Here is a 19,389-nt window from a genome sequence, read left to right on the forward strand (position 1 = left end):
GCACCAGCGTTGGACTTGCACGTGGCAGTGATGGAGCTCACGGACCGGGTCTCCGTGCTCGAGGAACGTACAGTTAGCGGTGTGCCTGACATGACGATCGCCGAACGGTTCGACGTCCACCATGAGCGCGCTGACGCCATGGGGAAGAACATCCTCGACAAGATCGACAAGCGGACCAAAGAGCTCAACCAGAAGATCGACATCCGGACGAAGCAGCTCGGCGAGAAGATCTACACGCTCAATATCGACATGATGGATGGCTTCGACCGGGCCAATCAAGACATCGCAAAGATCAATCATCGCCTCGATGAGCAAGGCACCAGGATCGACAGCCTCGAGTTGTCCATGGCCCGCCGGTTCGAAAAGGTCGACACGGACATAGCCGAGCTCAAGACGGACGTAGCCGAGCTCAAGAGCGGGTTCAGCAGGCTCGAGGGCCGGTTCAACGGGCTCGAGAGCGGGTTCGGTGAGCTCAAGAGCGGGTTCGGTGAGCTCAAGAGCATGCTCATCAGCCTCGGAGCCAAAGCTCCCGAGTCCTAGCAACAACACGTGAGGCCCGGGGCCGATCGCCCCGGGCCTCAGCTAGCGGTGCCGACGCGTTACCGCTTCACGCGGACATAGTCCCTACGGCTGCTGTCGCCATAGAAATCGTCATCCCCGCCGAACACGAACTTCCACGAGCCGGACTTCCACGCCTTGACCTTGGCATACAGCTTGCCGCTGTCACCGGAGGACGTGGTCTTCACGTACTGCCACTTGTGCGAGCCGACCGGCTTGAAGTACAGCGCGACCTTGCCCGCGTACCCCTCCCAGGACCCGCTGTCGTCGATCTGCAGCTTGCCCCTGAACTTCAGGTACTTGCCGCGCTTGACCGGCTCCGGATAGGCGTTGAACTTGATCACGCGGCTGGCCGACTTCTCCACCGTCGGCGGCGGGGTGGGCTCGACGACCGTGACCTGGTCGGCGTCGCTGACCGAGCCCCTGACGCCACTGGTGCCGGCGAACGCGGCCCGCCACCAGCCCGAGGACTCGGCGGTCGCGATGGCCCAGAAGCGGCCGTCGCGGTTCGTCACGTCGCTGGTGACGTACTCCCACCGGCGCGACCCATCGGCCCTGAAGAAGATCGAGACCCGCTGGCCGGACAGTGCCTGCCAGCCCTCGGCCTGCAGGGTGCCGGAGAAGTTCAGCCGGTCGCCCTTGTCGACGGGCTCGGGTGCGGCGTCGAAGCCGGCGATCCTGCTGTCACGATCGTGCCTGACCCGGACGTCGACCCTGTCGCTGTCGCTGATCGAGGCCCTGGCTTCCTTGTTCCCGCCGAACTCGGCCCGCCAATAGCCGGTGGCCCTGGCCCGCACCTTGGTGACGAACCAGCCGTCGCGGCCGGTGGTGACCGTGGTGACACCGCGGTAGGCGTCGGTGCCCCTCTCACGGAAAGTGATCGCCACGGACGCGCCGGCGTATCCCTTGCCGTCGGCCCGGAGCTGGCCGGAGACCCTGATCAGGTCGCCGCGGTCCACCTGGCCGGGGCTGGCACCGAAGTCCACGATCTTGGTGACGAGGGCTTTCTGGATGTCGAAGGTGCCGCTGACGGACTTGTCGCCGTCGCCGTGGGCGATGGCGAGGAAGCTCCACTTGCCGGCGTCCTTCGCCTCGAAGCTCTTCGTACCGGTCCACTTGGTCTGGAGGCCGAGCGGCGCCGGCTTGAGCTCGATGGGCGTGCCGACGCTCGGGCCGGGTGGCTTGAGCTGGAGCTCGGCCGTCTTGGCGGCCCCGGTGGTGAACGTGAACGTCACCGTGACCGGCTTGTCGAAGACCACGACCGGGGAGCCCGGGCTGAGGTCCACGTCGGAGATGGAGGGGGCCTTGGCCGCGGCCGACGCCGACGGTGCCAGGGCGAGCAGCCCGGCGGCCGTCGCGAGCGCGACGGCGGCGATACGGATGCGTTGTAACATGCGGGTTCCTTTCTGGATCCCTGTGTTCAACGCGGCATTGAGGGTGCCACGCTTATCGCTCCCAGTAAACATTCAGGTTGGCCAGAAAGCTGCTAAATCTGACAAGCTGTTATAGATCGGGGTCAATAGGACCGGTCCACAACATGTCCCTCCCGACAGGCAGACGAACCCGGGATCGGGACGACATAATCGCCTTGTGGCGCGCGACACTGTTGAGACCCATTTCACCCAAACGGTTACGACGCTGAGGACGGGCGCGGCCCGTGATCCCGGCCGGCCCGTACGCGAGGGCACGTCGCTGACCGGCGAGCAGTGCCGGACCCTCTTCCAGCGCCAGCTCGACAGCCGCCTGCTCGACATCGCGGCCCGCTGGCTGCGCGAGCAGAACGAGAGCTTCTACACGATCGGCTCGGCCGGCCACGAGGGCAACGCGGCGGTCGCCGCGGCGCTGCGGGCCGACGACCCCGCGCTGCTGCACTACCGTTCCGGCGCCTTCTACCTGACCAGGTCCGAGCAGGCCGGACGGCTGCCCGAGCAGGGCATCCGCGACGTGCTCATGGGGCTGACCGCCTCGGCGGAGGAGCCGATCGCGGGCGGCCGGCACAAGGTGTTCGGCCATCCCGACCTGGCGATCATCCCGCAGACCTCGACGATCGCCAGCCACCTGCCGCGCGCGGTGGGCGTCGCCTTCGCGATCGAGCGGGCCCGCGCGCTGGACGTCCCCTCGCCGTGGGCGCGTGACGCGATCACCGTGTGCAGCTTCGGCGACGCGTCCGTCAACCACGCCACGGCGCTGACGGGGTTCAACACCGCCGCCTATGCCACGCATCAGGGGCAGGCGCTGCCGATCCTGTTCGTGTGCGAGGACAACGGCATCGGCATCAGCGTCCGCACGCCCAAGGGCTGGGTGGCGGCGAGCGCGCGGCGTCCCGGCATCGAGTACTTCGCCGCCGACGGCTGTGACCTGGCCGACGCCTACGACGCGGCCATGCGGGCGGTCCAGCACGTACGGGCCAACCGCTCCCCCGCGTTCCTGCACCTGAGCACGGTCCGGCTCATGGGCCACGCCGGGTCCGACGTCGAGTCCGCGTACCGCACCCAGCGGGAGATCCGCGCCGACATGGAGCGCGACCCGCTCCTCACCACCGCCCGGCTGCTGGTCGAGGCGGGGCTGATGACGCCCGAGGAGCTGCTCACGCACTACGAGTCGTCCCGCGAGCACGTGCTGCGGATCGCCCTGGAGACCAGCCGCGGCCCGCGCCTCGGCTCGGCCAAGGAGATCATGGAGCCGCTCGCGCCGCGCCGCGCCGAGATGATCGCCAGGATCAGCCCGGTGGCGGCCGAGGCCTCGGTCAGGGAACGAGCGTTCGCCGGCTCGCTGCCCGAGGCCGAGAAGCCGCTGACGCTCTCCCAGGCCATCAACCGCACGCTGACCGACGCGCTGGCCGTCCACCCGGAGATGATGGTCTTCGGCGAGGACGTCGCCAAGAAGGGCGGCGTCTACGGCGTCACCCGGGGGCTGCAGAAGCGGTTCGGCGCCGGGCGGGTGTTCGACACGCACCTCGACGAGCAGTCCATCCTGGGGCTCGCGCTCGGGTCGGGGGTGTCGAAGCTGCTGCCCGTCCCCGAGATCCAGTATCTGGCGTACCTGCACAACGCGCTCGACCAGCTCAGGGGTGAGGCGTCCACGCTGTCGTTCTTCTCGCGGGGCGCCTACCTCAACCCGATGGTGGTGCGGGTGGCCGGTTACGCGTACCAGAAGGGGTTCGGCGGCCACTTCCACAACGACAACGCGGTCGGCGCCCTGCGCGACATCCCCGGCCTGGTCATCGCCTCGCCGTCGCGTCCCGACGACGCCTCGGCCATGCTGCGCACCTGCCTCGCGGCCGCGCGCACGGAGGGCTCCGTGTGCGTGTTCCTGGAGCCGATCGCGCTCTATCACACGCGCGACCTGTTCGAGGAGGGTGACGGGGGCTGGCTGGCGCCGTACGCGCCGCCGTCGCGCTGGCCCGAGACGCACGTTCCGATCGGGCGGGCGCGATCCTATGGGGACGGGCGCGATCTCACGATCGTCACGTTCGGCAACGGGCTGCGGATGAGCCTGCGGGCCGCCGTCCGCCTCACGCAGGAGGGCTTCGGCTGCCGAGTGCTGGATCTGCGGTGGCTGGCGCCGCTGCCGGTGGAGGACCTGGTGCGGGCGGCGGAGCTGACCGGCAAGGTACTGATCGCCGACGAGACCCGGCACACGGGCGGGGTGTCCGAGGGGATCGTGGCCGAGCTGATGGACGCGGGGTTCTCGGGGCAGGTGGCGCGGGTGACGTCGGCGGACAGCTTCATTCCGCTGGGAGACGCGGCCGGCCACGTGCTGATGTCCGAGGAGGAAATCGAGCAGGCGGCGCGGAAGCTGCTCGGCTGAGCACAGCCAGCTCCACGCGGAGGGGCTCCCCCTTGAAGCCCCGCTAGTACGGCGAAGGGCCGCCGAACATCTCCGCTATCCGGGAAGCCAGTGTCACGTCGCCCGTTATCTCCAGGCGGCCGGACATCAGCAGGGCGGCCGGGTTGGCGGTGCCCGCGAGGATGCGGAGGAGGTCCGCGGCCGGGAGGGTGAGTGTGAGGGACGGGGTGCGGGCGGGGCCGGAGAAGGCGCGGGCTCGGGGGCCTCGGATGGCGATGGTCCAGGTGGAGCCGGGTTGCAGGCGGAATTCGAGGGTGCCCTGGAAGCCGAACGCCTTGTCCGGTTGGAAGGAGCGGGCCATGAGGGTGAACAGGAGGCGCTGCCGGCCGGGAGTCAGCCAGCGGGTCAGGTCCTCGTCCGAGCGGCCCGTGACCAAGCGGGACAGGAGGTGCCGGCCCGTGAGGCGGGCTCGTTTGCGGGCCGCGACGAACAGGTCCGCCGGGGTGGGGGCCGGGCGGTGGGTGACGCGGGACAGTTCCGCGTCCTCGTCGATCACGTACGGCTGGGACAGCACCCTGGCCGGGGACCGTCTGGAGAGGGCGGCTTCAATGGCGGGGGCGAGTCGTGAGGATTTGTCACGCTCGCGGTCCTCGCGGCCTTCGGTGAATGCGGGAAGGACCTTTTTCCCGAACAATTCCAGGCTTTCGCAAATATGCTCATGGCGATTCGGCCCGGCCTGGAGCACGAAGATCATTTGATCCACGCCGACCGCCTCGTACCGGGTGATGAGGTCGATGAGTTGCTGTGGGCTACCCAATGCGCCCGCGAGCGGATCCGTCCCCTGCGGCCCCACTTTGGGGCCGTCTTTCGTGAAATTTCCCCAAATGCTGCTGTGGCCGGGAGTGTGTTTCGACGGTCCGTAATAATGCGCCAGAGCATAGGCGAAGAACGCGGCCCCCAGAGCGCCCCGATGCCGGGCCTCGGCGGGATCCTCGTGGCACATCATCGGCAGCACGATCGCCAGGTTGGCGTTGACCGCGAACCCTGCCGGCACGCACTCCTCCGACTCCAGCAGCCGGTAGTAGTCCCGCGACCACTTCCCCGCGTCCTCCGGATGCACGAACGCGAACGACAGCGCCCCGATCCCATTCCGCGCCGCCAGGTGGATCGTCTCCCGCCGCGAGCAGGCCACCCACAGCGGCGGGTGCGGCTTCTGCACGGTCTTCGGGATCACGTTGCGCGGCGGCATGCGCAGGTACGGCGAGTGCCACCCGGCGAACGGCTCCTCGACGAACATCCGGGTGATCGCGTCGAGCGAGTCCTGCCACATGGCCCGCTTACGCTCCCGGTCCACGCCGAACCCGCCCAGCTCGGCCGCCGAACTCGCCTCCCCGGTGCCGAAGTCGACCCGGCCACCGGAGACGAGGTCGAGCGTGGCGACCCGTTCGGCGACCCTGGCAGGGTGGTTGACCGGCGGCGGGACCTGCACGATGCCGTGGCCGAGCCGGATGTTCCTGGTGCGCTGTGAGGCGGCGGCGAGGAACACCTCGGGCGCCGCCGAGTGCGAGTACTCCTCCAGGAAGTGGTGCTCGACCTCCCACACGTAGTCGAACCCCACCCGGTCGGCGATCTCGACCTGCTCCAGCGCGTCTGCGTACAGGCGCTGCTCGCTGTCCGGCTCCCAGGGGCGGGGCAGCTGATGCTCGTAGAAGATTCCGAACCGCACCTCAAACCTCCGGTCTACCTGGCCCTATAGATGACCGTCTCCCGAACTGGACATAACGTCAATAGCGCCCCAAGTTGTCCGGGGAACCCACCGGGACTTAGCTTGTAGTGATCATCGTTTTGCGGAGAGGACCTTTACGTGCTGGACGCCGCCGTGCATGCCTATCTCAGGTCGGTGGCCGGGACTCGGGCGCATCGGGCCGGGCCGTTCGTGATCCGGTTCGATGAGCATGACGACGCGCTCCCGTTCAACTACGCCGTACCCGACGATCACAGCGCCCCCGCGGCGGATGAGGTCGCCGCGCTGGTCGCGGCGTTCCGTGAGCGGGCGCGGACACCGCGGTTGGAGTACCTGCCGCAGGCGGCGCCGAAGGTGGAGGACGCGCTGCTCGTGGCCGGGTTCACCGTGGAAGGCCGCTACCCGGTCCTGGTGTGCTCGCCGGACGGCGCCGTGGACGCGCCCGTCGACGCGGCCGTCCGGGTCGCGCTCGTGACCGATGAGCCCGGCCTCTGGCACGTCGCTCGGGTGATGACCCAGGTGTTCGAGGCGCCGGAAGCCAACGAGCACGACGTCGCCCGGCTTCAGCGGGTCCTGAACGGCGGCGGGTTCGTGGCCGCCGCCGTGGACACCACCACCGGGGACGTGGTCGGCGCCGGGCAGCTCGGCAGCCCGCATCAGGGCGTCGCCGAGGTCGCGGGTATCGCGGTGCGTCCCTCACACCGGCGGCGGGGCATCGCGGGAGCGGTCACGGCGCTGCTGACCCGCGCGGGCATGGAAGCCGGGATCACGACGCCGTTCCTCACTCCCGCCGACGACGGCGCCGCGCGGGTCTACGCCCGCGTCGGCTACCGGAAGGTGGGCGAGGCACTGCACATCTCGCTCCACGCTCAGTCGCCGTACTAGGTTTCGCGGCGGAGTGGGCTGAGCCAGATCGGGATCCAGCTGAGCGCCATGATCGACGCGCCCGCCCACATGGCGCTCCCGGTGCCCCAGACCTCGCCGAGGAGGCCCGCCAGCAGGCCGCCGACGCCGACCGCGCCCATCAGGATCAGGCGCATGGTGGCGTTCGTCCGGCCGAGCATCGGGTCGGGCGTGACCTGCTGCCTGAAGCTGACGAGCAGCACGTTGTTCATCCCCGTCCGAAAGCACAGGAGGCTCCACGCGGCCGCCGAGACCCAGAGGCTCCAGCCGACGAACGGCAGCAGGAACGCGAACGGCGCGGTAGCCAGTCCGACGACGCACACGCCACGCCCCCGGCCGAGCCGGCGGCCGATCAGGTGCGCCGTCGAGGAACCGGCCAGCGTGCCCAGCCCGCCGACGGCGAGGTAGGCCCCGAGCACCCAGGCGGGCTGCCCGAGCTCGTTCACGAGGAGCACGGGCAGCAGCGTCGAGCAGAGCGGGAAGCCGAGGTTCGACAGACCGCCCTGTGCCGCGATGGCGACGAGGATCCGGTTGCCGAACAGGTACCGCACCCCCTCGCCGATCTGCCGTCCGAGCCGCTCTCCGGGGACGGGGGCGGGCTGGGGTTCGGGCTTGCCGATCCGGCGCAGCCACCCGGCCGACCACAGATAGGTGAGAGCGTCGAGCAGGATCGCCACCGGCGCGCCCGCGAGGGTCACCAGCACTCCGGCGGCGCTTCTGCCGCCCACGTCCATCGCCGCGTTCGTGCCCACGAGCACCGAGTTGGCGGCGGTGAGCCGGTCGCGGCCGACCAGGTGCGGGACCGTGCTCTGGGAGGCGACGTCGAAGAAGAGCGTGCCGACTCCCGTCGCGATGGCGACGCCGTACAACTGGGCCATCGTGAGCGCGCCCAGCCACCACGCGACCGGCACCGACAGCAGGAGCACAGCGCGAACGAGGTCCGTCGCGATCATCACGGGGCGGCGCCTGACCCGGTCCACCCAGGCCCCGGCGGGCAGGCCCAGCACGAGCACGGAGATCGTGGTGAGGGCGCTGAGCAGGCCCACTTCACCGGGTCCCGCGTTGAGGGCGGTCACCGCGAGCAGGGGCATCGCCACGTAGCCGACCTGGGTGCCGAACTGGCTGACCGCCGACGCCAAGTAGAGCTTTCTGAAGGAGGGTTCACGCAGGAGCGGGGTCTCGGCAACAGCTGTCATGTCACCTAGATGATGGGATGGTGGATCTGGCGGCCACTGATTAAGCAGAGGGTTAATCGAATGGGCCTTGAACTGACGTTCACCGCGCAGGATGCGGCCAATGTCCGTTTCGCCGTTTCTCCTCTGTGGGAGGTCGTCGCCAGCGTCCGGGTGGTGAAGAACCCGGCCGCGCATGCCGTACTCAAACCCTGGGTGGAGCGGGTACGACGGCCGCTCGCCGATGTCGACTGGCGGTTGCTGTCCGACCTGGTGCCGGTGCCGACGACCTCGATCGTCTGCTTCGTCTGCCCGCCGCCCTCGACCTCCGTACCCGACCTGGAGGTGGAGCTCGCCACGATGGCGGCGATGGCGCCCCTGGTCCAGGAGGGTCTCGACGTCTGGGACGGTCCGCGCACCAGAGCGCTTCAAGCGCTCCACGACGACCCCGTGGGCGGCCTCGAGCGGCTGGCCGGGGAGATCCGCGGCTACTGGGAAGCGGCCATCGCGCCTTACTGGCCCCGGATCGGCACCCTGCTCGAAGGCGACGTGCTCTACCGGGCCAGGGCACTGGCCGAGGGGGGACTGCGGCGCATGCTCAGCGACCTCGACGCGGCCGTGACCTGGGAGGGAGAGACGCTCCGCCTGCCGAAGACGGCCAGCGAAGGAGTGCGCCCGCTGCGCGGGCTGGGGCTGTTGCTCGTGCCGTCGGTGTTCACCTGGCCGCGTGTCTTCTCCGTCACGACCCCGCCCTGGCAGCCCACGATCCGCTACCCGCCGCGTGGTGTCGCGACGCTCTGGGAGCACCGCGAGAGCGACCCGCCGCAGGCGCTGGCCGCCGTGCTCGGCCGGACCCGCGCCCGGCTACTGGCCGAACTCGACCAGCCCGCCTCGACCAGGGAGCTGGCCACCCGCCTCGACCTGTCAGAGCCGGGCGCGAACCAGCACCTCACCGCGCTCCGCAAGGCCGGACTGGCCAGTGCGCACCGTACGGGGAGGTATGTGCTCTATGCCCGTACGGCTGTCGCCGAGGCACTTCTTGCCGGAGACGCGAGGTCTGCCGATGGCGGGCGTGAAAGCAATCGGGCGGATCGGGGGATATGAGGTATCCGCTGAACGTTCGAAGGGTGGCACATGACGGGGCAAGCATCGTGAAAGGGCGACCGTGGTGACGACGCTGCCCTGGATCTCCGGCCGGGCCGCCCAGGGGCCGGTCGACCGGGGCGAGGTCTTATCGGGGTCACTTGTCGACGCCGGGGTGTTCGGGGCGGTGTTCGACGCCTACTTCGGCGATATTCACGGCTATGTCGCCCAGCGGCTCGGCGTGGACCATGCCGAGGACGTCGTCTCCGACACGTTCCTCATCGCGTTCAGGAAGCGCGCGCGGTACGACCCGGCGCGCGCGACCGTGCGGTCCTGGCTGTTCGGCATCGCGACCAAGCTCATCGGCAAGCATCGCCGCCTGGAGGCGCGGACGCTGCGGGCGCTGGGACGATACGGTCCCGACGGTGACGCGCCTGGTCACGAGGACCGGGTGTCCGCGCGGGTCAGCGCCCAGAGCCTGCAGCCGAGTCTGGCGTCCGCGCTGGCGGAGCTGCAGCAGCGGGATCGCGACGTCATCCTGCTCGTCGCGCTGGCCGGGCTGAGCCATGAGGAGATCGCTGCGGCGCTCGGCATCCCGTACGGCACGGTCGGCTCCCGGCTGAGCCGGGCCAGGAAGAAGCTGCGCGGCTCCCTGGGCGGCACCAATCCGATGCTCGTCCCCGAGGAGGCCGACCATGGATGAGCTGTCGTCGATCCGCGAACTGTACGGCGAGCCGCCGACCGAACCGGCGCTCAAAGCCAGGGTCCGCGAGCGGCTGGAGGCCGAGCGGCGGCGCTCCTCGCGTATGTCGTGGTTCTCCTGGCGGGCGGCCGTGGGCGGTCTCGCGGCGGCGGCGGTCGCCGTGGCGGCCGTGGTGGCGTTCGTTTCGCCTCGTACGGCGGGCGAAACCGTCTCCGGACGGTCGATCCTGCTGGCCGCCGCGACCACGGCGGCGTCGGGCCCGGCCGGCAAGGGGACGTACTGGCACATCGAGAAGCTCCACGACGGCACGAAGGTCACCGACCTCTGGGCCACCCGCGACGGGAAGGCGTGGACAGGCGAGCGGATGGCGGGCCGGTCCGCGAAGGTCGTCGTGTTCTCGGGCAAGAGGGCGCCGTTCAGCATGGCCGGGAGGGATCTGACGTTCGAGCAGATCCAGCGGCTGCCGACCGACCCGGCCGCGCTGAAGGAATGGGTGATCGGGATGCTGCCCGCCGGGTCCGGCGACGGTGTCCTGGCGGACGCGGTCAGCGGGCTGCTGTGGAGCAAGCCGTCGCCGCCGGGCGTCCGGGCGGCGGCCTACCGGCTGCTCGGGGACCTGCCGAACGTCACCTACCTGGGCCGGAGCACGGACCAGCGGGGGCGGACCGGTGACGCGTTCGCGTTCGAACTGGACGGCGATCCGGCTGTCGAGCGGACGCTGATCATCGACGCGGCCAGCTCGCAGGTGCTGTCCTGCACCGACAGCGCGGGGGTGTACGGCGGGGGTACGCAGCGGTCCGAGGTGGTCCTGGGTGCCGGTTGGACCGACAAGGGCCCGGCCGTATCCGAGACCGCGAGCCCACGGCCGTAACCCCATAAGTCAGGGCACGTCCGTGCCCTGACCTCGCCGCCCCCGCGCGGATCCACCTGAGGGATCCGCGCCACGCCACACCCACCGTCCAGCGCGGGCCTCCGCACCGCACGTACCGCACCGCACGTACCGCCGCGCGCGGAACTCGCGCGCCTTCCCTCGCACGTGAACCTCGCGCCGCGCCGATCGCGCCGCGCGTGGGTTTCGCGCGCCCGAAATCAGGAGCCACCCCATGTTCTGGCGTGCCCGTACGACACTCGGCCGGGCGATCTGCCTGGCCGACCAGTTCCCCAAGATCAAGGTGCCGGAGGTGATGGCCGGGTGGGTGACCTTCGTCGGGCTCCCCCCGGTGGACCTCGGCCCGGACATCGACTGGCGGCTGAACCCGCACGGCAACCGCTCCTGGGCACTGAACCTGCACACCCTGCGCTGGATGGGCCGCCTGGTCGCCGAGTACGAGCGTTCGGACGACCGAGCCTGTCTCGACCGGGCCGAAGCCCTGACCGACGACTGGATGCGCAAGAACCCGCGCGCCGACGCCGGCATCAGCCCCTGGGCCTGGGCCGAGCACGCCGTCGCGCTGCGCGCCCCCGCGCTGGTGTGCCTCAGCGCCCACGTGGACAGCCCCCGCCTGCTGGACAGCCTCGCCGAGCACGGCGAGATCCTGGCCGACCCGGCGCTCTACCGGCAAGGCCACAACCACGGCCTGGACCAGGACATCGCGCTGCTGGTGGTGGGCTGCCGCCTGGGCCGGGACGGCTGGCGTGACCTGGCGATCCGCCGGATGCTCGCCTCGGCCGAACTCGCCGTCGACGAGCAGGGCGTGCTGCACGAGCAGGCGCCGAGGTACGGGCTGTACGTGCACCGGCGGCTGGGGGTGGCCTTACGGGCGATCGAGGAGAGCGGGGCCGGGATCCCGGAACGGCTGGCGGCGCGCCGGACCGCCCTCGAAGCGTACATAGCCCATGCCACGCAGCCCGACGGCTTCCTGGCGCCTCTCGGGGACAGTCCGGCTGACACGCGGGCGGCCGGGTTCGCGCATGACGGGGTGGCGGTGCGGGTCTTCGACGGCGGGTACGTCTTCGGCAGGACCGCGTGGGGCGATCCGGGGTCGGCGTTCTACTCGATCAGGTTCGGGCCGGGGCGGCGGCTGCACGGGCACGAGGACCACCTCGGCGTCACCTATCACGCGCAGGGTCGTCCGGTGCTGGTCGAGGCCGGTTTCCACTCCTACGAGAAGACGGACTACGTGGCGTGGACCAAGTCACCCGACGCGCACAACGTGCCCGTCGTGGTGGGCGCCGGTTTCCGAGAGGGTAAGGCCACCCGCCTGGACGCCGCTGACGTCGGTGCGTCGCGGCAGTCGTTCCGGCTCAGCGACGACGCCTATGGCGTGCGCCGTACGCGCGAGGTCCTGGTCAGCCATGGAGCAGACCTGATGGCGGTGCTGGACTCGGTGCCGGAGGGATACGCGGTGCGCGGTCTGTGGCACTTCGACCCGTCGCTCCGGCTGGTCGGCCGGCGCGACGGTGTCGTGGTGCTGGGTGACGGCGCCCGCCGCGTGACGCTCCTGCAGCTCACGACCGACGGCAGGCCGGTGAGCGGACAGACGGTAGGGCGGGGCACGATCTCACCGGGCTACCTCCGGACGACGGAGACCGTGACGGTGGCGTCGCCGGAGGCTTCCCGGCTGCTCACCGTGATCGTGCCGGGCAGCGAGGACCCGGTGGTCTCGGTGGCGGGCGACCTGATCACGGTGCGTACCCCCGGCGGGCCGGTCAGTTTCCGGGGGTCGAGACTGTGCGGTCCGCGCTAGTCATGGGCCGTTCCTTTCTGGAGCCGACGGCCGCCTCACAGGTTCTAGAGCCAGCGGCCGAGCGTGGGCGCCTCAGGGTCGGGGGCCGGGCCACGGCCGGTGACCCAGGCGGCCAGCTCGGCGGCCGTCCCGCTCACCTGGCCCACGTCCGAGGGGTCCGCCCCACCGGCCGCCGGCTCGGCGGTCACGCGCCAGACCTGTTGCCTGTCGGTCGGTGCGAGCACCACGGCGGGGCCCTGCCCGCGTCGTACCCACAGCTCCGTCACGTCCGTGAGCAGTGCGTCCACGAACCCGGGCGGGAAGTCCTCGAAGCGCCCGCCCGTCCCCAGGTCCACCGCGTGTATCCACATCTCACGGGCCCGCATCCAGGGGATCTCCGAGGCGGGCACCATGCGGCCCTGCGCGGTGCGCACCTTCGCGTCCCACTGCTGAGCGGACAGGTCCTCCAGAGCCGTCCGCAGCCGTGCGGCGCTCTCTTCGGCCAGGACTACGAGATCGGCGGGCGAGAGCCGCGCCCGCTCCTCGATCTCGGCGTCCCGCGCCTCCGCGCTCGCGTACATCGGCGTCTCCTCGCCGGTCCGCGCCCAATGGGCGAGCCGCCCGAGCGCCGACGCGTTGCAGGCGACGTGGGCCACCAGGTGCCGCCCGGTCCACCCGGGCAGGCGGCTGGGCCGGTCGAGGTCGGCTCCGTCGAGGCAGGCGGTGAAGTACGCGGTGCCGAAGTCGAGCCAGGCGAGGTCAGCCATCACGGCGCGCCACGTTGACCAGCTCGCCGAGGCCCGCGATCCGGGTCACGATCTTGTCGCCGTCGGCGAGGTAGCGCGGCGGCTTGCGGGCGTGCCCCACTCCGCCGGGGGTGCCGGTCGCGATCACGTCGCCGGGGCGCAGGGTGAGGATCTGCGACAGGTACACGATCAGCTCGGCCGGTGAGAACACCAGGTCGGCCGTGTCCGCCTGCTGCACCACCTCTCCGTCGATCTCGCACCGCATGGTCAGCGCGCCGTCGAGTTCGTCGGGCGTGACGAGATAGGGGCCGAACGGGGTGGTGGACTCGAACGTCTTGCCCTGGAGCCACTGCAGCGTGCGGTACTGGTAGTCGCGGGCCGTCACGTCGTTGAGCACCGAGTAGCCGGCGATGGCGGCCTGAGCCTGTTCGGGCGAGGCGTGCCGTACCTCCGTGCCGATGACGACGGCGAGCTCGGCCTCCCAGTCCATGGCCTCGGAGACGGCGGGGAGCACGATGTCGTCGTACGGCCCGATCAGCGCGTCGGCGAACTTGGCGAACAACGTGGGATACGCGGGCAGCTCGCGGCCCATCTCCAGGATGTGGGTGCGGTAGTTGAGCCCGACACAAATGATCTTGCCGGGGTGCGGCACCACGGGGGCGAGGTCCGCGCCGGCGAGCGGGTGTCTCGGGCCGTCCGCGGCGGCGGCCCGCTCGTGCCAACCGGGCTCGGCGAGCAGCGCCCCGACGTCGGGTGCCCCGATCTCCACGGCGTACTCGCCGTCGACACGGGCGGCGGTGGTACGGCCGGGCAGTCGCAGGGTCGCGAGCTTCACGCGTTTTCCTCTCGGTGGAACCGGAGCTTCACAGAAGCTCCTCTCGATACTGGTGCAGGCCCTCGAAGACGGGCGTGTCGGCGAAGCGGAACAGGTCGAAGCGGCTGCCGGCCCGGAACGACCACGCGCACCACGACGGCACCACGACGAGATCGCCCCTGGTCAGGGCATGCTCCACGCCGTCGAGCGTGACCGTGCCCTCGCCGTCGAACACCTGGTAGACCGACGACCCCACCTCCCTGCGCGGGGCGGTGACGGCACCGGGACGCAGCCGGTGGAACTCGGCCCTGATCGTCGGCATGACGTCGCCGCCGGTGGTCGGGTTGGTGTAACGGACGGCGGCGTGGCCCGGCTCGACCGGCCCGGGATGGCCCTCGTCCTCCAGCGTCAGTTGCTCGTCGAGCGCGCGGTCGGTGTGCTCCCAGCGGTAGGCGGCGATCGGCGAACTGGGCGTGGCCCCCAGAGCCGAGAGCGGCCGCAGCCCCGGGTGCGCCCACAGCCGCTCCGAACGCGACACGCGCGGCGTGGTGGTGTCGGTGACCTGGTCGGGGCCGAACTCGAAGAACGAGGTGTCGGTGTGGTGGACGAGCGGGATGTCCAGCCCGTCGATCCACGCCATCGGCGCGTCCGTGGTGTTGTGGTGGCCGTGGAAGTGCCAGCCGGGGGTGAGGAGGAAGTCGCCGCGCCGCATCGCCACCGGGTCGCCGTTCACCACGGTCCACACGCCTTCGCCCTCGACGACGAAGCGGAAGGCGTTCTGGGTGTGCCGGTGCTCGGGGGCGACCTCGCGCGGGCCCAGGTACTGGATGGCCGCCCACAGGGTCGGCGTCGCGTACGGCAGGCCGTTCAGCCCGGGGTTGGCCAGCGCGATGGCGCGCCGCTCGCCGCCCCGGCCGACGGGCACGAGGTCGCCCGCCCGCTCGGCCAGCGGGTGCAGCGTCTTCCAGGCCCACACGTGTGGCCTGGCCTTCGGCTTGGGGTGGACCGGCATGAGATCGCCGACCTGGGTCCAGAGCGGGATCAGGTGCTCTGCCGTGAAGTCGGCGTGAAGCCGCTCTTCTGGGGTCATGGGGACCACGTTAGGAGGCGGTTCTGCATAGTGCACTAGCATTCTTCTGTGAAGAATCGTCCGCCGTACGCGCTCGGGTCGGTCGACAACGTGCTCCTTCTCCTGCACATGCTGCGTGACCAGGGGCGGCTCAAGGTCAGCGACGTGGCGCGCGAGCTCGGCATCGCCCGGTCGACCGCGCACCGGCTGCTGGCGATGCTGGTCTATCGGGACTTCGCCGTACAGGACGAGCATCACACGTACCTGCCGGGTCCCTTCCTCGCCTCCGCGCCGGGCGCCGCGAGCGGCTCCGCGCTGCGCGAGTTGCGGGCCAGGGCCAGGCCGGCGATGGAGGCGCTGAGCGCGCGGGTGCGCGAGACCGTCAACCTCATGGTGCGGGTCGGCATGGAGGTGCGCTTCCTGCACAGCGCGGAGTCCGCGCAGATCCTGCACGTGGGCGACCGCCGAGGCACGATCCTGCCCGCCAACCGCTCCTCCGGCGGCAAGGTGCTGCTGGCCGCGCTGCCCCGCGAGCGGCTGTGGGAGCTCTACCCCGGCCTGCCGGACGCGGAGCGGGCCGCGTTGACGCGCGAGCTCGACGAGATCCGGGTACGCGGCTACGCGCTGAACATCGACGGCACCGAGCAGGGCGTCTCGGCCATCGGCTGCGCCGTGCGCGACGGCCGGGGATCGGCCGTGGCGGCGCTGTCGATCGCGGTGCCCTCCGCCCGGTTCGGCGGGGATCGGGTGGGGGTGCTGGCGGGCGAGCTGAGATGCGCGGTCGCCGAGGCCGAGCAGGCTCTGACCAACTTTCCCGACTGATGATGATCACCATGAGGTAGCCGGTCGTTCCTCCCCGTCATCATCAAATTTTAAGGATGGCCGCCTAAGTTCGTGGCTGTGCTCTTGGACAAGGTCCCCCGTGTGACGGTGCCGGCTCGGCCACGACGACGCTGGAGAGCGTGGTCGGCCGTCGGGGTGGCGGTGGTGTTCGCGCTGGGAACGACTGTGCGGCTGGGCGGCCTGGAGGCCGGAGCCCTGCTGGTGCCGCTGGTCTCCTTCACGCCCTATTTCACGGTCGCGGCGCTGATTGTGCTGGGACTGGTGATCAGCACGCGGAACAGGGTCGCGATCGCGATCATGCTGGCGGTGTGCATCTGTCTTGCCTGGTGCGTGGTCCCGCGGGCGGTAGGCGGCACGGTCCCCGCCACGGGACGGCCGTTTCGGGTGCTGACCGCGAACCTCAACGGCGGACGCGGAGACGCGGGGACGATCGTCGACCTGGCGCGCAGGCTGAACGTGGACGTGCTCAGCCTCCAGGAGCTGACCTGGTCCGAACGTGACCGGCTGGAAGCGGCCGGGCTGGCGAAGCTGCTGCCGTACCAGGTGATCCAGCCGGAGGAGTGGGGGGCGGACGGCAGCGGCGTGTACGCCCGTCTCCCCTTGCGGGAGCAGACGGGAGTGTTCCAACCGGTCGGGCACCACATGCCCGTGGTGGAGGTGGCGCTGCCCGGCGGGTCGGCGGTGCAGGTCGTGGTCGTGCATCCGGTGGCGCCGGTGCCCTCCACGGTGGCGGAGTGGGAGGCCGGGGTCGCCACGCTGCCGCCCGCTCCGGCCACCGGCATGCCGCGGGTCCTGGCGGGCGACTTCAACGCCACGTTGGACCATGCGGTGTTCCGGCGATTGCTGGCCACCGGCTACACGGACGCGGCCGCATCCACCGGGCAGGGCCTGACGCCCACCTGGGGGATGCGCAGGTTGCCGCCGCTGGTGACCATCGACCACGTGCTGACCGACAGCCGTGCGGGGGCGGCCGGCGTACACGTGTACGACGTTCCCGGATCGGACCATCGCGCCCTCTTCGCCGACCTGCGGGTCCAGCCGTAGGATCCGAGGTCGCAGGCGGCTTGCCGGCCTCGGCGATCAGCGGGAGTCGTCCGGTGCGATGCGCTGATGAAGCCCGATGGTGCGGTAGCGGTGCCATCGCTGGTGCATGCGGGTGGCCGGATCCATGGCGCCGAGCTGGGCGAGCCCTTCTTGTATGGCCTGTGCCGCCCTGTGGCAGAAGGCTGCGGGCTCGGTCGTGGCATCGCCGTGTTCGGGGATGACGGTATCGACCAGGCCGGCCTCGACCAGGTCCGTGGCCTGGATGCGCTGGGCGTCCGCGAGGTCGGCGGCGCGGTCCGGTGTTCGGTGCACGATGGCGCTCGCGCCTTCGAGCGGTAGCGGGGCCAGCCAGCCGTGCTGAGTGGCCAGGACGCGGTCGGCGGGCAGGACGGCCAGCGCGGCGCCGCCCGCGCCCTGGCCCAGCAGCAGGGACACCGTTGGCGAGGGCAGCGTGACGAGTTCGGTCAGGCATTGGGCGATCTCGTGGGCCAGGCCGCCTTCCTCCGCGGCTCTGGACAGTTCCGCGCCCGGCGTGTCGATCACGGTGACCAGGGGCAGCCGCAGGTCCGCGGCGAGCCGGATGCCCCGGCGGGCCAGGCGGACGGCGGCGGGGCCGATGGCGCGACTGGTGCGTTCCTGGCCGAGGAACACGCATGGTGTCGGGCCGAAGCGGGCCAGGGCGAGGATGATCTCGCCGTGGGTGCTACCCAGTTGGAGCACGTCTGTGGCGGTGTTGTGGAGGAGGTGGTGCGCGCCGGGACGGTCGGGACGGCGCGTGGCCAGGACCGATTCCCAGGCGGAGGCCTCGGAAAACGATCCGGTCGCTCGTTGCGGCCGGCCTTCGCCTCCGCCGTGGGAGCCGCCGGGAGAGCCGCTGTGGGAGCCATTGTGCAAGTCGCCGGGAGAGCTGCTGTGCGAGTCGCCGGGAGAGGTGAGGGTGGCGAGGGCGCGGTCGAGGGTGGCGGCCAGTGAGGTGGGTGCGATCACCAGGTCGATGAGCCCGTGCGCGTGCAGGTTCTCGGCCGTCTGCGCACCTTGGGGGAAGGGAGTGCCGTGAAGTGCCTCGTACACGCGTGGTCCGAGGAAGCCGATCAGCGCGCCGGGCTCGGCCAGGGTGAGGTGTCCCAGGGAACCCCAGGAGGCGAGTACGCCGCCCGTCGTGGGGTGGCGCAGGTAGACGACGTAGGGCAGAGCGGCGGCCTTGTGCGCGGCCACCGCCGTGGCGATCTTGATCATCTGCAGGAAGGCGACGGTCCCTTCCTGCATGCGCGTGCCGCCGGAGGCGGGGGCCGCGAGGAACGGCAGGCGTTCGGCGGTGGCACGTTCCACGGCCGAGACGAGGCGCTCGGCCGCGGCCACGCCGATGGACCCGCCCAGGAAGCCGAACTCCCCGGCGACGACCGCGACAGGGCGTCCGCGCAGCAGGCCGCGGCCGGTGATGACCGACTCGTCGAGGCCTGTCTTCTCCCGCGCCGCGACCAGGTCGGCGGCGTAGGCCGGATCGGGGCGTACGTCCAGGGGCTCGGCATCCCATGATTGGTAGCTGCCGTCGTCGAGCAGGGCCGCGAGAAGTTCGCGAGCGGTCGGACGCGCCATCACACGCCCGCCCACGGCGCTGGCTCGTCGGCGAACCCGCCGAACCCGGCAGACCCGGCAGACCCGGCAGGATTCGCGGGATCGGCGGGATCGGCGAGCACGCCGTAGGCGCCGTACATGCCGGCCAGCAGGTCCGCGATCGGGACCCCGACGCGCTGCGGATCGTCCGGCCCGGAGCCGGTCAGCGACATCAGCCCGGCCTCGCCCTGGGCGATCTGGTCGTAGCCGGGCCGGCCGCCCTCGGGGCCGTCGTGGCCGAAGCCGCTGATGCCGAGCATCACCAGCCGCGGGTTGAGTTCGGCCAGCCGCTGCTCGGAGAAGCCGAGCCGGTCGAGGACGCCGGTGCGGAAGTTCTCCACGAGCACGTCCGCTCGGCGGACGAGGGCTTCGAGGGTCCGCCTGCCGTCGTCGGACTTGAGGTCCAGTTCGATCGAGCGCTTGTTGCGATTGGCGGACAGGAAGTACGTCGACTCACCGTCGGCGAAGGGCGGTCCCCAGCCGCGGGTGTCGTCGCCGGTCTCAGGCGTCTCCACCTTGATGACGGTGGCGCCCAGATCGCCGAGCATCATCGTGGCGTGCGGGCCGGCCAGCGCCCTTGTCAGGTCGGCCACCACGATGCCGGCGAGCGGTCCGTGCGTCACGTGTGCTCCGGGAAGCCG

At 70.9% G+C, this 19,389-nt stretch carries 15 protein-coding genes and 2 pseudogenes; 9 read left to right on the top strand and 8 right to left on the bottom strand.

Annotated features, from left to right (window positions below):
* Window positions 1-81 precede the first annotated feature (81 nt).
* On the top strand, window positions 82-540 hold the full coding sequence (locus tag AB0F17_RS29700) for a hypothetical protein (protein ID WP_358029339.1): 459 nt from the start codon (window positions 82-84) through the stop codon (window positions 538-540).
* 59 nt (window positions 541-599) lie between these two features.
* Here the strand turns inward: AB0F17_RS29700 and AB0F17_RS29705 are convergent, their stop codons facing one another.
* Window positions 600-1,952 carry a hypothetical protein gene (locus AB0F17_RS29705; protein ID WP_358029342.1) on the bottom strand — a complete coding sequence of 451 codons (1,353 nt, stop codon included), beginning with the start codon at window positions 1,950-1,952 and terminating at the stop codon, window positions 600-602.
* A gap of 196 nt (window positions 1,953-2,148) precedes the next feature.
* Between AB0F17_RS29705 and AB0F17_RS29710 the strand changes: the two genes are divergently transcribed.
* The gene (locus AB0F17_RS29710; protein WP_358029344.1) at window positions 2,149-4,368 is read left to right on the top strand and encodes a thiamine pyrophosphate-dependent enzyme; all 2,220 of its coding nucleotides are present in this window, start codon (window positions 2,149-2,151) and stop codon (window positions 4,366-4,368) included.
* Window positions 4,369-4,411: 43 nt separating this feature from the next.
* On the opposite strand, the gene AB0F17_RS29715 is transcribed toward AB0F17_RS29710, so the two are convergent.
* A complete protein-coding gene (locus AB0F17_RS29715) occupies window positions 4,412-6,073 on the bottom strand; it encodes an LLM class flavin-dependent oxidoreductase (protein WP_358029347.1) in 1,662 nt (553 codons plus the stop codon).
* Between the two features lie 138 nt (window positions 6,074-6,211).
* On the opposite strand from AB0F17_RS29715, the gene AB0F17_RS29720 reads away from it, so the two are divergent.
* Window positions 6,212-6,976, top strand: a complete 765-nt coding sequence (locus AB0F17_RS29720) for a GNAT family N-acetyltransferase (protein ID WP_358029350.1) — start codon at window positions 6,212-6,214, stop codon at window positions 6,974-6,976.
* On the opposite strand, the gene AB0F17_RS29725 is transcribed toward AB0F17_RS29720, so the two are convergent.
* Window positions 6,973-8,190 (bottom strand): MFS transporter, encoded by a 1,218-nt coding sequence (locus tag AB0F17_RS29725; RefSeq protein WP_358029353.1) that lies wholly within the window; start codon window positions 8,188-8,190, stop codon window positions 6,973-6,975. The two genes, AB0F17_RS29720 and AB0F17_RS29725, sit on opposite strands and share 4 nt — an antisense overlap.
* Before the next feature lie 60 nt (window positions 8,191-8,250).
* Between AB0F17_RS29725 and AB0F17_RS29730 the strand changes: the two genes are divergently transcribed.
* The 4 genes from AB0F17_RS29730 (at window position 8,251) to AB0F17_RS29745 (ending at window position 12,639) form a co-directional block, all read left to right on the top strand.
* Window positions 8,251-9,270, top strand: a complete 1,020-nt coding sequence (locus tag AB0F17_RS29730) for a DUF5937 family protein (protein ID WP_358029355.1) — start codon at window positions 8,251-8,253, stop codon at window positions 9,268-9,270.
* 64 nt (window positions 9,271-9,334) lie between these two features.
* Window positions 9,335-9,952, top strand: a complete 618-nt coding sequence (locus tag AB0F17_RS29735; protein WP_358029357.1) for an RNA polymerase sigma factor — start codon at window positions 9,335-9,337, stop codon at window positions 9,950-9,952.
* The gene (locus tag AB0F17_RS29740; RefSeq protein WP_358029359.1) at window positions 9,945-10,823 is read left to right on the top strand and encodes a CU044_5270 family protein; all 879 of its coding nucleotides are present in this window, start codon (window positions 9,945-9,947) and stop codon (window positions 10,821-10,823) included. The genes AB0F17_RS29735 and AB0F17_RS29740 overlap by 8 nt, the downstream gene beginning before the upstream one ends.
* Window positions 10,824-11,055: 232 nt before the next feature.
* Window positions 11,056-12,639 (top strand): heparinase II/III family protein, encoded by a 1,584-nt coding sequence (locus AB0F17_RS29745; RefSeq protein ID WP_358029362.1) that lies wholly within the window; start codon window positions 11,056-11,058, stop codon window positions 12,637-12,639.
* A gap of 44 nt (window positions 12,640-12,683) precedes the next feature.
* Here AB0F17_RS29745 and AB0F17_RS29750 read toward each other — a convergent pair whose 3' ends face one another.
* From AB0F17_RS29750 to AB0F17_RS29760, 3 genes and pseudogenes are all read right to left on the bottom strand, one after another.
* Window positions 12,684-13,385 (bottom strand): maleylpyruvate isomerase family mycothiol-dependent enzyme, encoded by a 702-nt coding sequence (locus tag AB0F17_RS29750; protein WP_358029860.1) that lies wholly within the window; start codon window positions 13,383-13,385, stop codon window positions 12,684-12,686.
* The gene (locus AB0F17_RS29755) at window positions 13,378-14,199 is read right to left on the bottom strand and encodes a fumarylacetoacetate hydrolase family protein (RefSeq protein ID WP_358029364.1); all 822 of its coding nucleotides are present in this window, start codon (window positions 14,197-14,199) and stop codon (window positions 13,378-13,380) included. Before AB0F17_RS29755 ends, AB0F17_RS29750 begins: the two co-directional genes overlap by 8 nt.
* A 28-nt stretch (window positions 14,200-14,227) precedes the next feature.
* Window positions 14,228-15,229: pseudogene (locus tag AB0F17_RS29760) on the bottom strand (cupin domain-containing protein); the annotation flags it as partial.
* Window positions 15,230-15,316: 87 nt separating this feature from the next.
* Here AB0F17_RS29760 and AB0F17_RS29765 point away from each other — a divergent pair.
* On the top strand, window positions 15,317-16,069 hold the full coding sequence (locus AB0F17_RS29765; RefSeq protein ID WP_358029367.1) for an IclR family transcriptional regulator: 753 nt from the start codon (window positions 15,317-15,319) through the stop codon (window positions 16,067-16,069).
* A gap of 72 nt (window positions 16,070-16,141) precedes the next feature.
* The gene (locus AB0F17_RS29770) at window positions 16,142-17,134 is read left to right on the top strand and encodes an endonuclease/exonuclease/phosphatase family protein (protein ID WP_358029369.1); all 993 of its coding nucleotides are present in this window, start codon (window positions 16,142-16,144) and stop codon (window positions 17,132-17,134) included.
* Between the two features lie 36 nt (window positions 17,135-17,170).
* Here AB0F17_RS29770 and AB0F17_RS29775 read toward each other — a convergent pair whose 3' ends face one another.
* Together AB0F17_RS29775 and AB0F17_RS29780 are read right to left on the bottom strand one after the other, a co-directional pair.
* The gene (locus AB0F17_RS29775) at window positions 17,171-18,730 is read right to left on the bottom strand and encodes a carboxyl transferase domain-containing protein (RefSeq protein WP_358029371.1); all 1,560 of its coding nucleotides are present in this window, start codon (window positions 18,728-18,730) and stop codon (window positions 17,171-17,173) included.
* Window positions 18,731-18,822: 92 nt separating this feature from the next.
* Window positions 18,823-19,371: pseudogene (locus AB0F17_RS29780) on the bottom strand (CoA transferase); the annotation flags it as partial.
* Window positions 19,372-19,389: the final 18 nt, after the last annotated feature.

The organism is Nonomuraea sp. NPDC026600, from assembly GCF_040638335.1.
Classification (GTDB): Bacteria; Actinomycetota; Actinomycetes; order Streptosporangiales; family Streptosporangiaceae; genus Nonomuraea.

Coding starts and splice junctions, on each gene's coding strand:
- AB0F17_RS29705 (WP_358029342.1), bottom strand. CDS start 1,952: ATGTTACAACGCATCCGTATCGCCGCCGTCGCGCTCGCGACGGCCGCC.
- AB0F17_RS29725 (WP_358029353.1), bottom strand. CDS start 8,190: ATGACAGCTGTTGCCGAGACCCCGCTCCTGCGTGAACCCTCCTTCAGA.
- AB0F17_RS29730 (WP_358029355.1), top strand. CDS start 8,251: ATGGGCCTTGAACTGACGTTCACCGCGCAGGATGCGGCCAATGTCCGT.
- AB0F17_RS29740 (WP_358029359.1), top strand. CDS start 9,945: ATGGATGAGCTGTCGTCGATCCGCGAACTGTACGGCGAGCCGCCGACC.
- AB0F17_RS29745 (WP_358029362.1), top strand. CDS start 11,056: ATGTTCTGGCGTGCCCGTACGACACTCGGCCGGGCGATCTGCCTGGCC.
- AB0F17_RS29750 (WP_358029860.1), bottom strand. CDS start 13,385: ATGGCTGACCTCGCCTGGCTCGACTTCGGCACCGCGTACTTCACCGCC.
- AB0F17_RS29775 (WP_358029371.1), bottom strand. CDS start 18,730: ATGGCGCGTCCGACCGCTCGCGAACTTCTCGCGGCCCTGCTCGACGAC.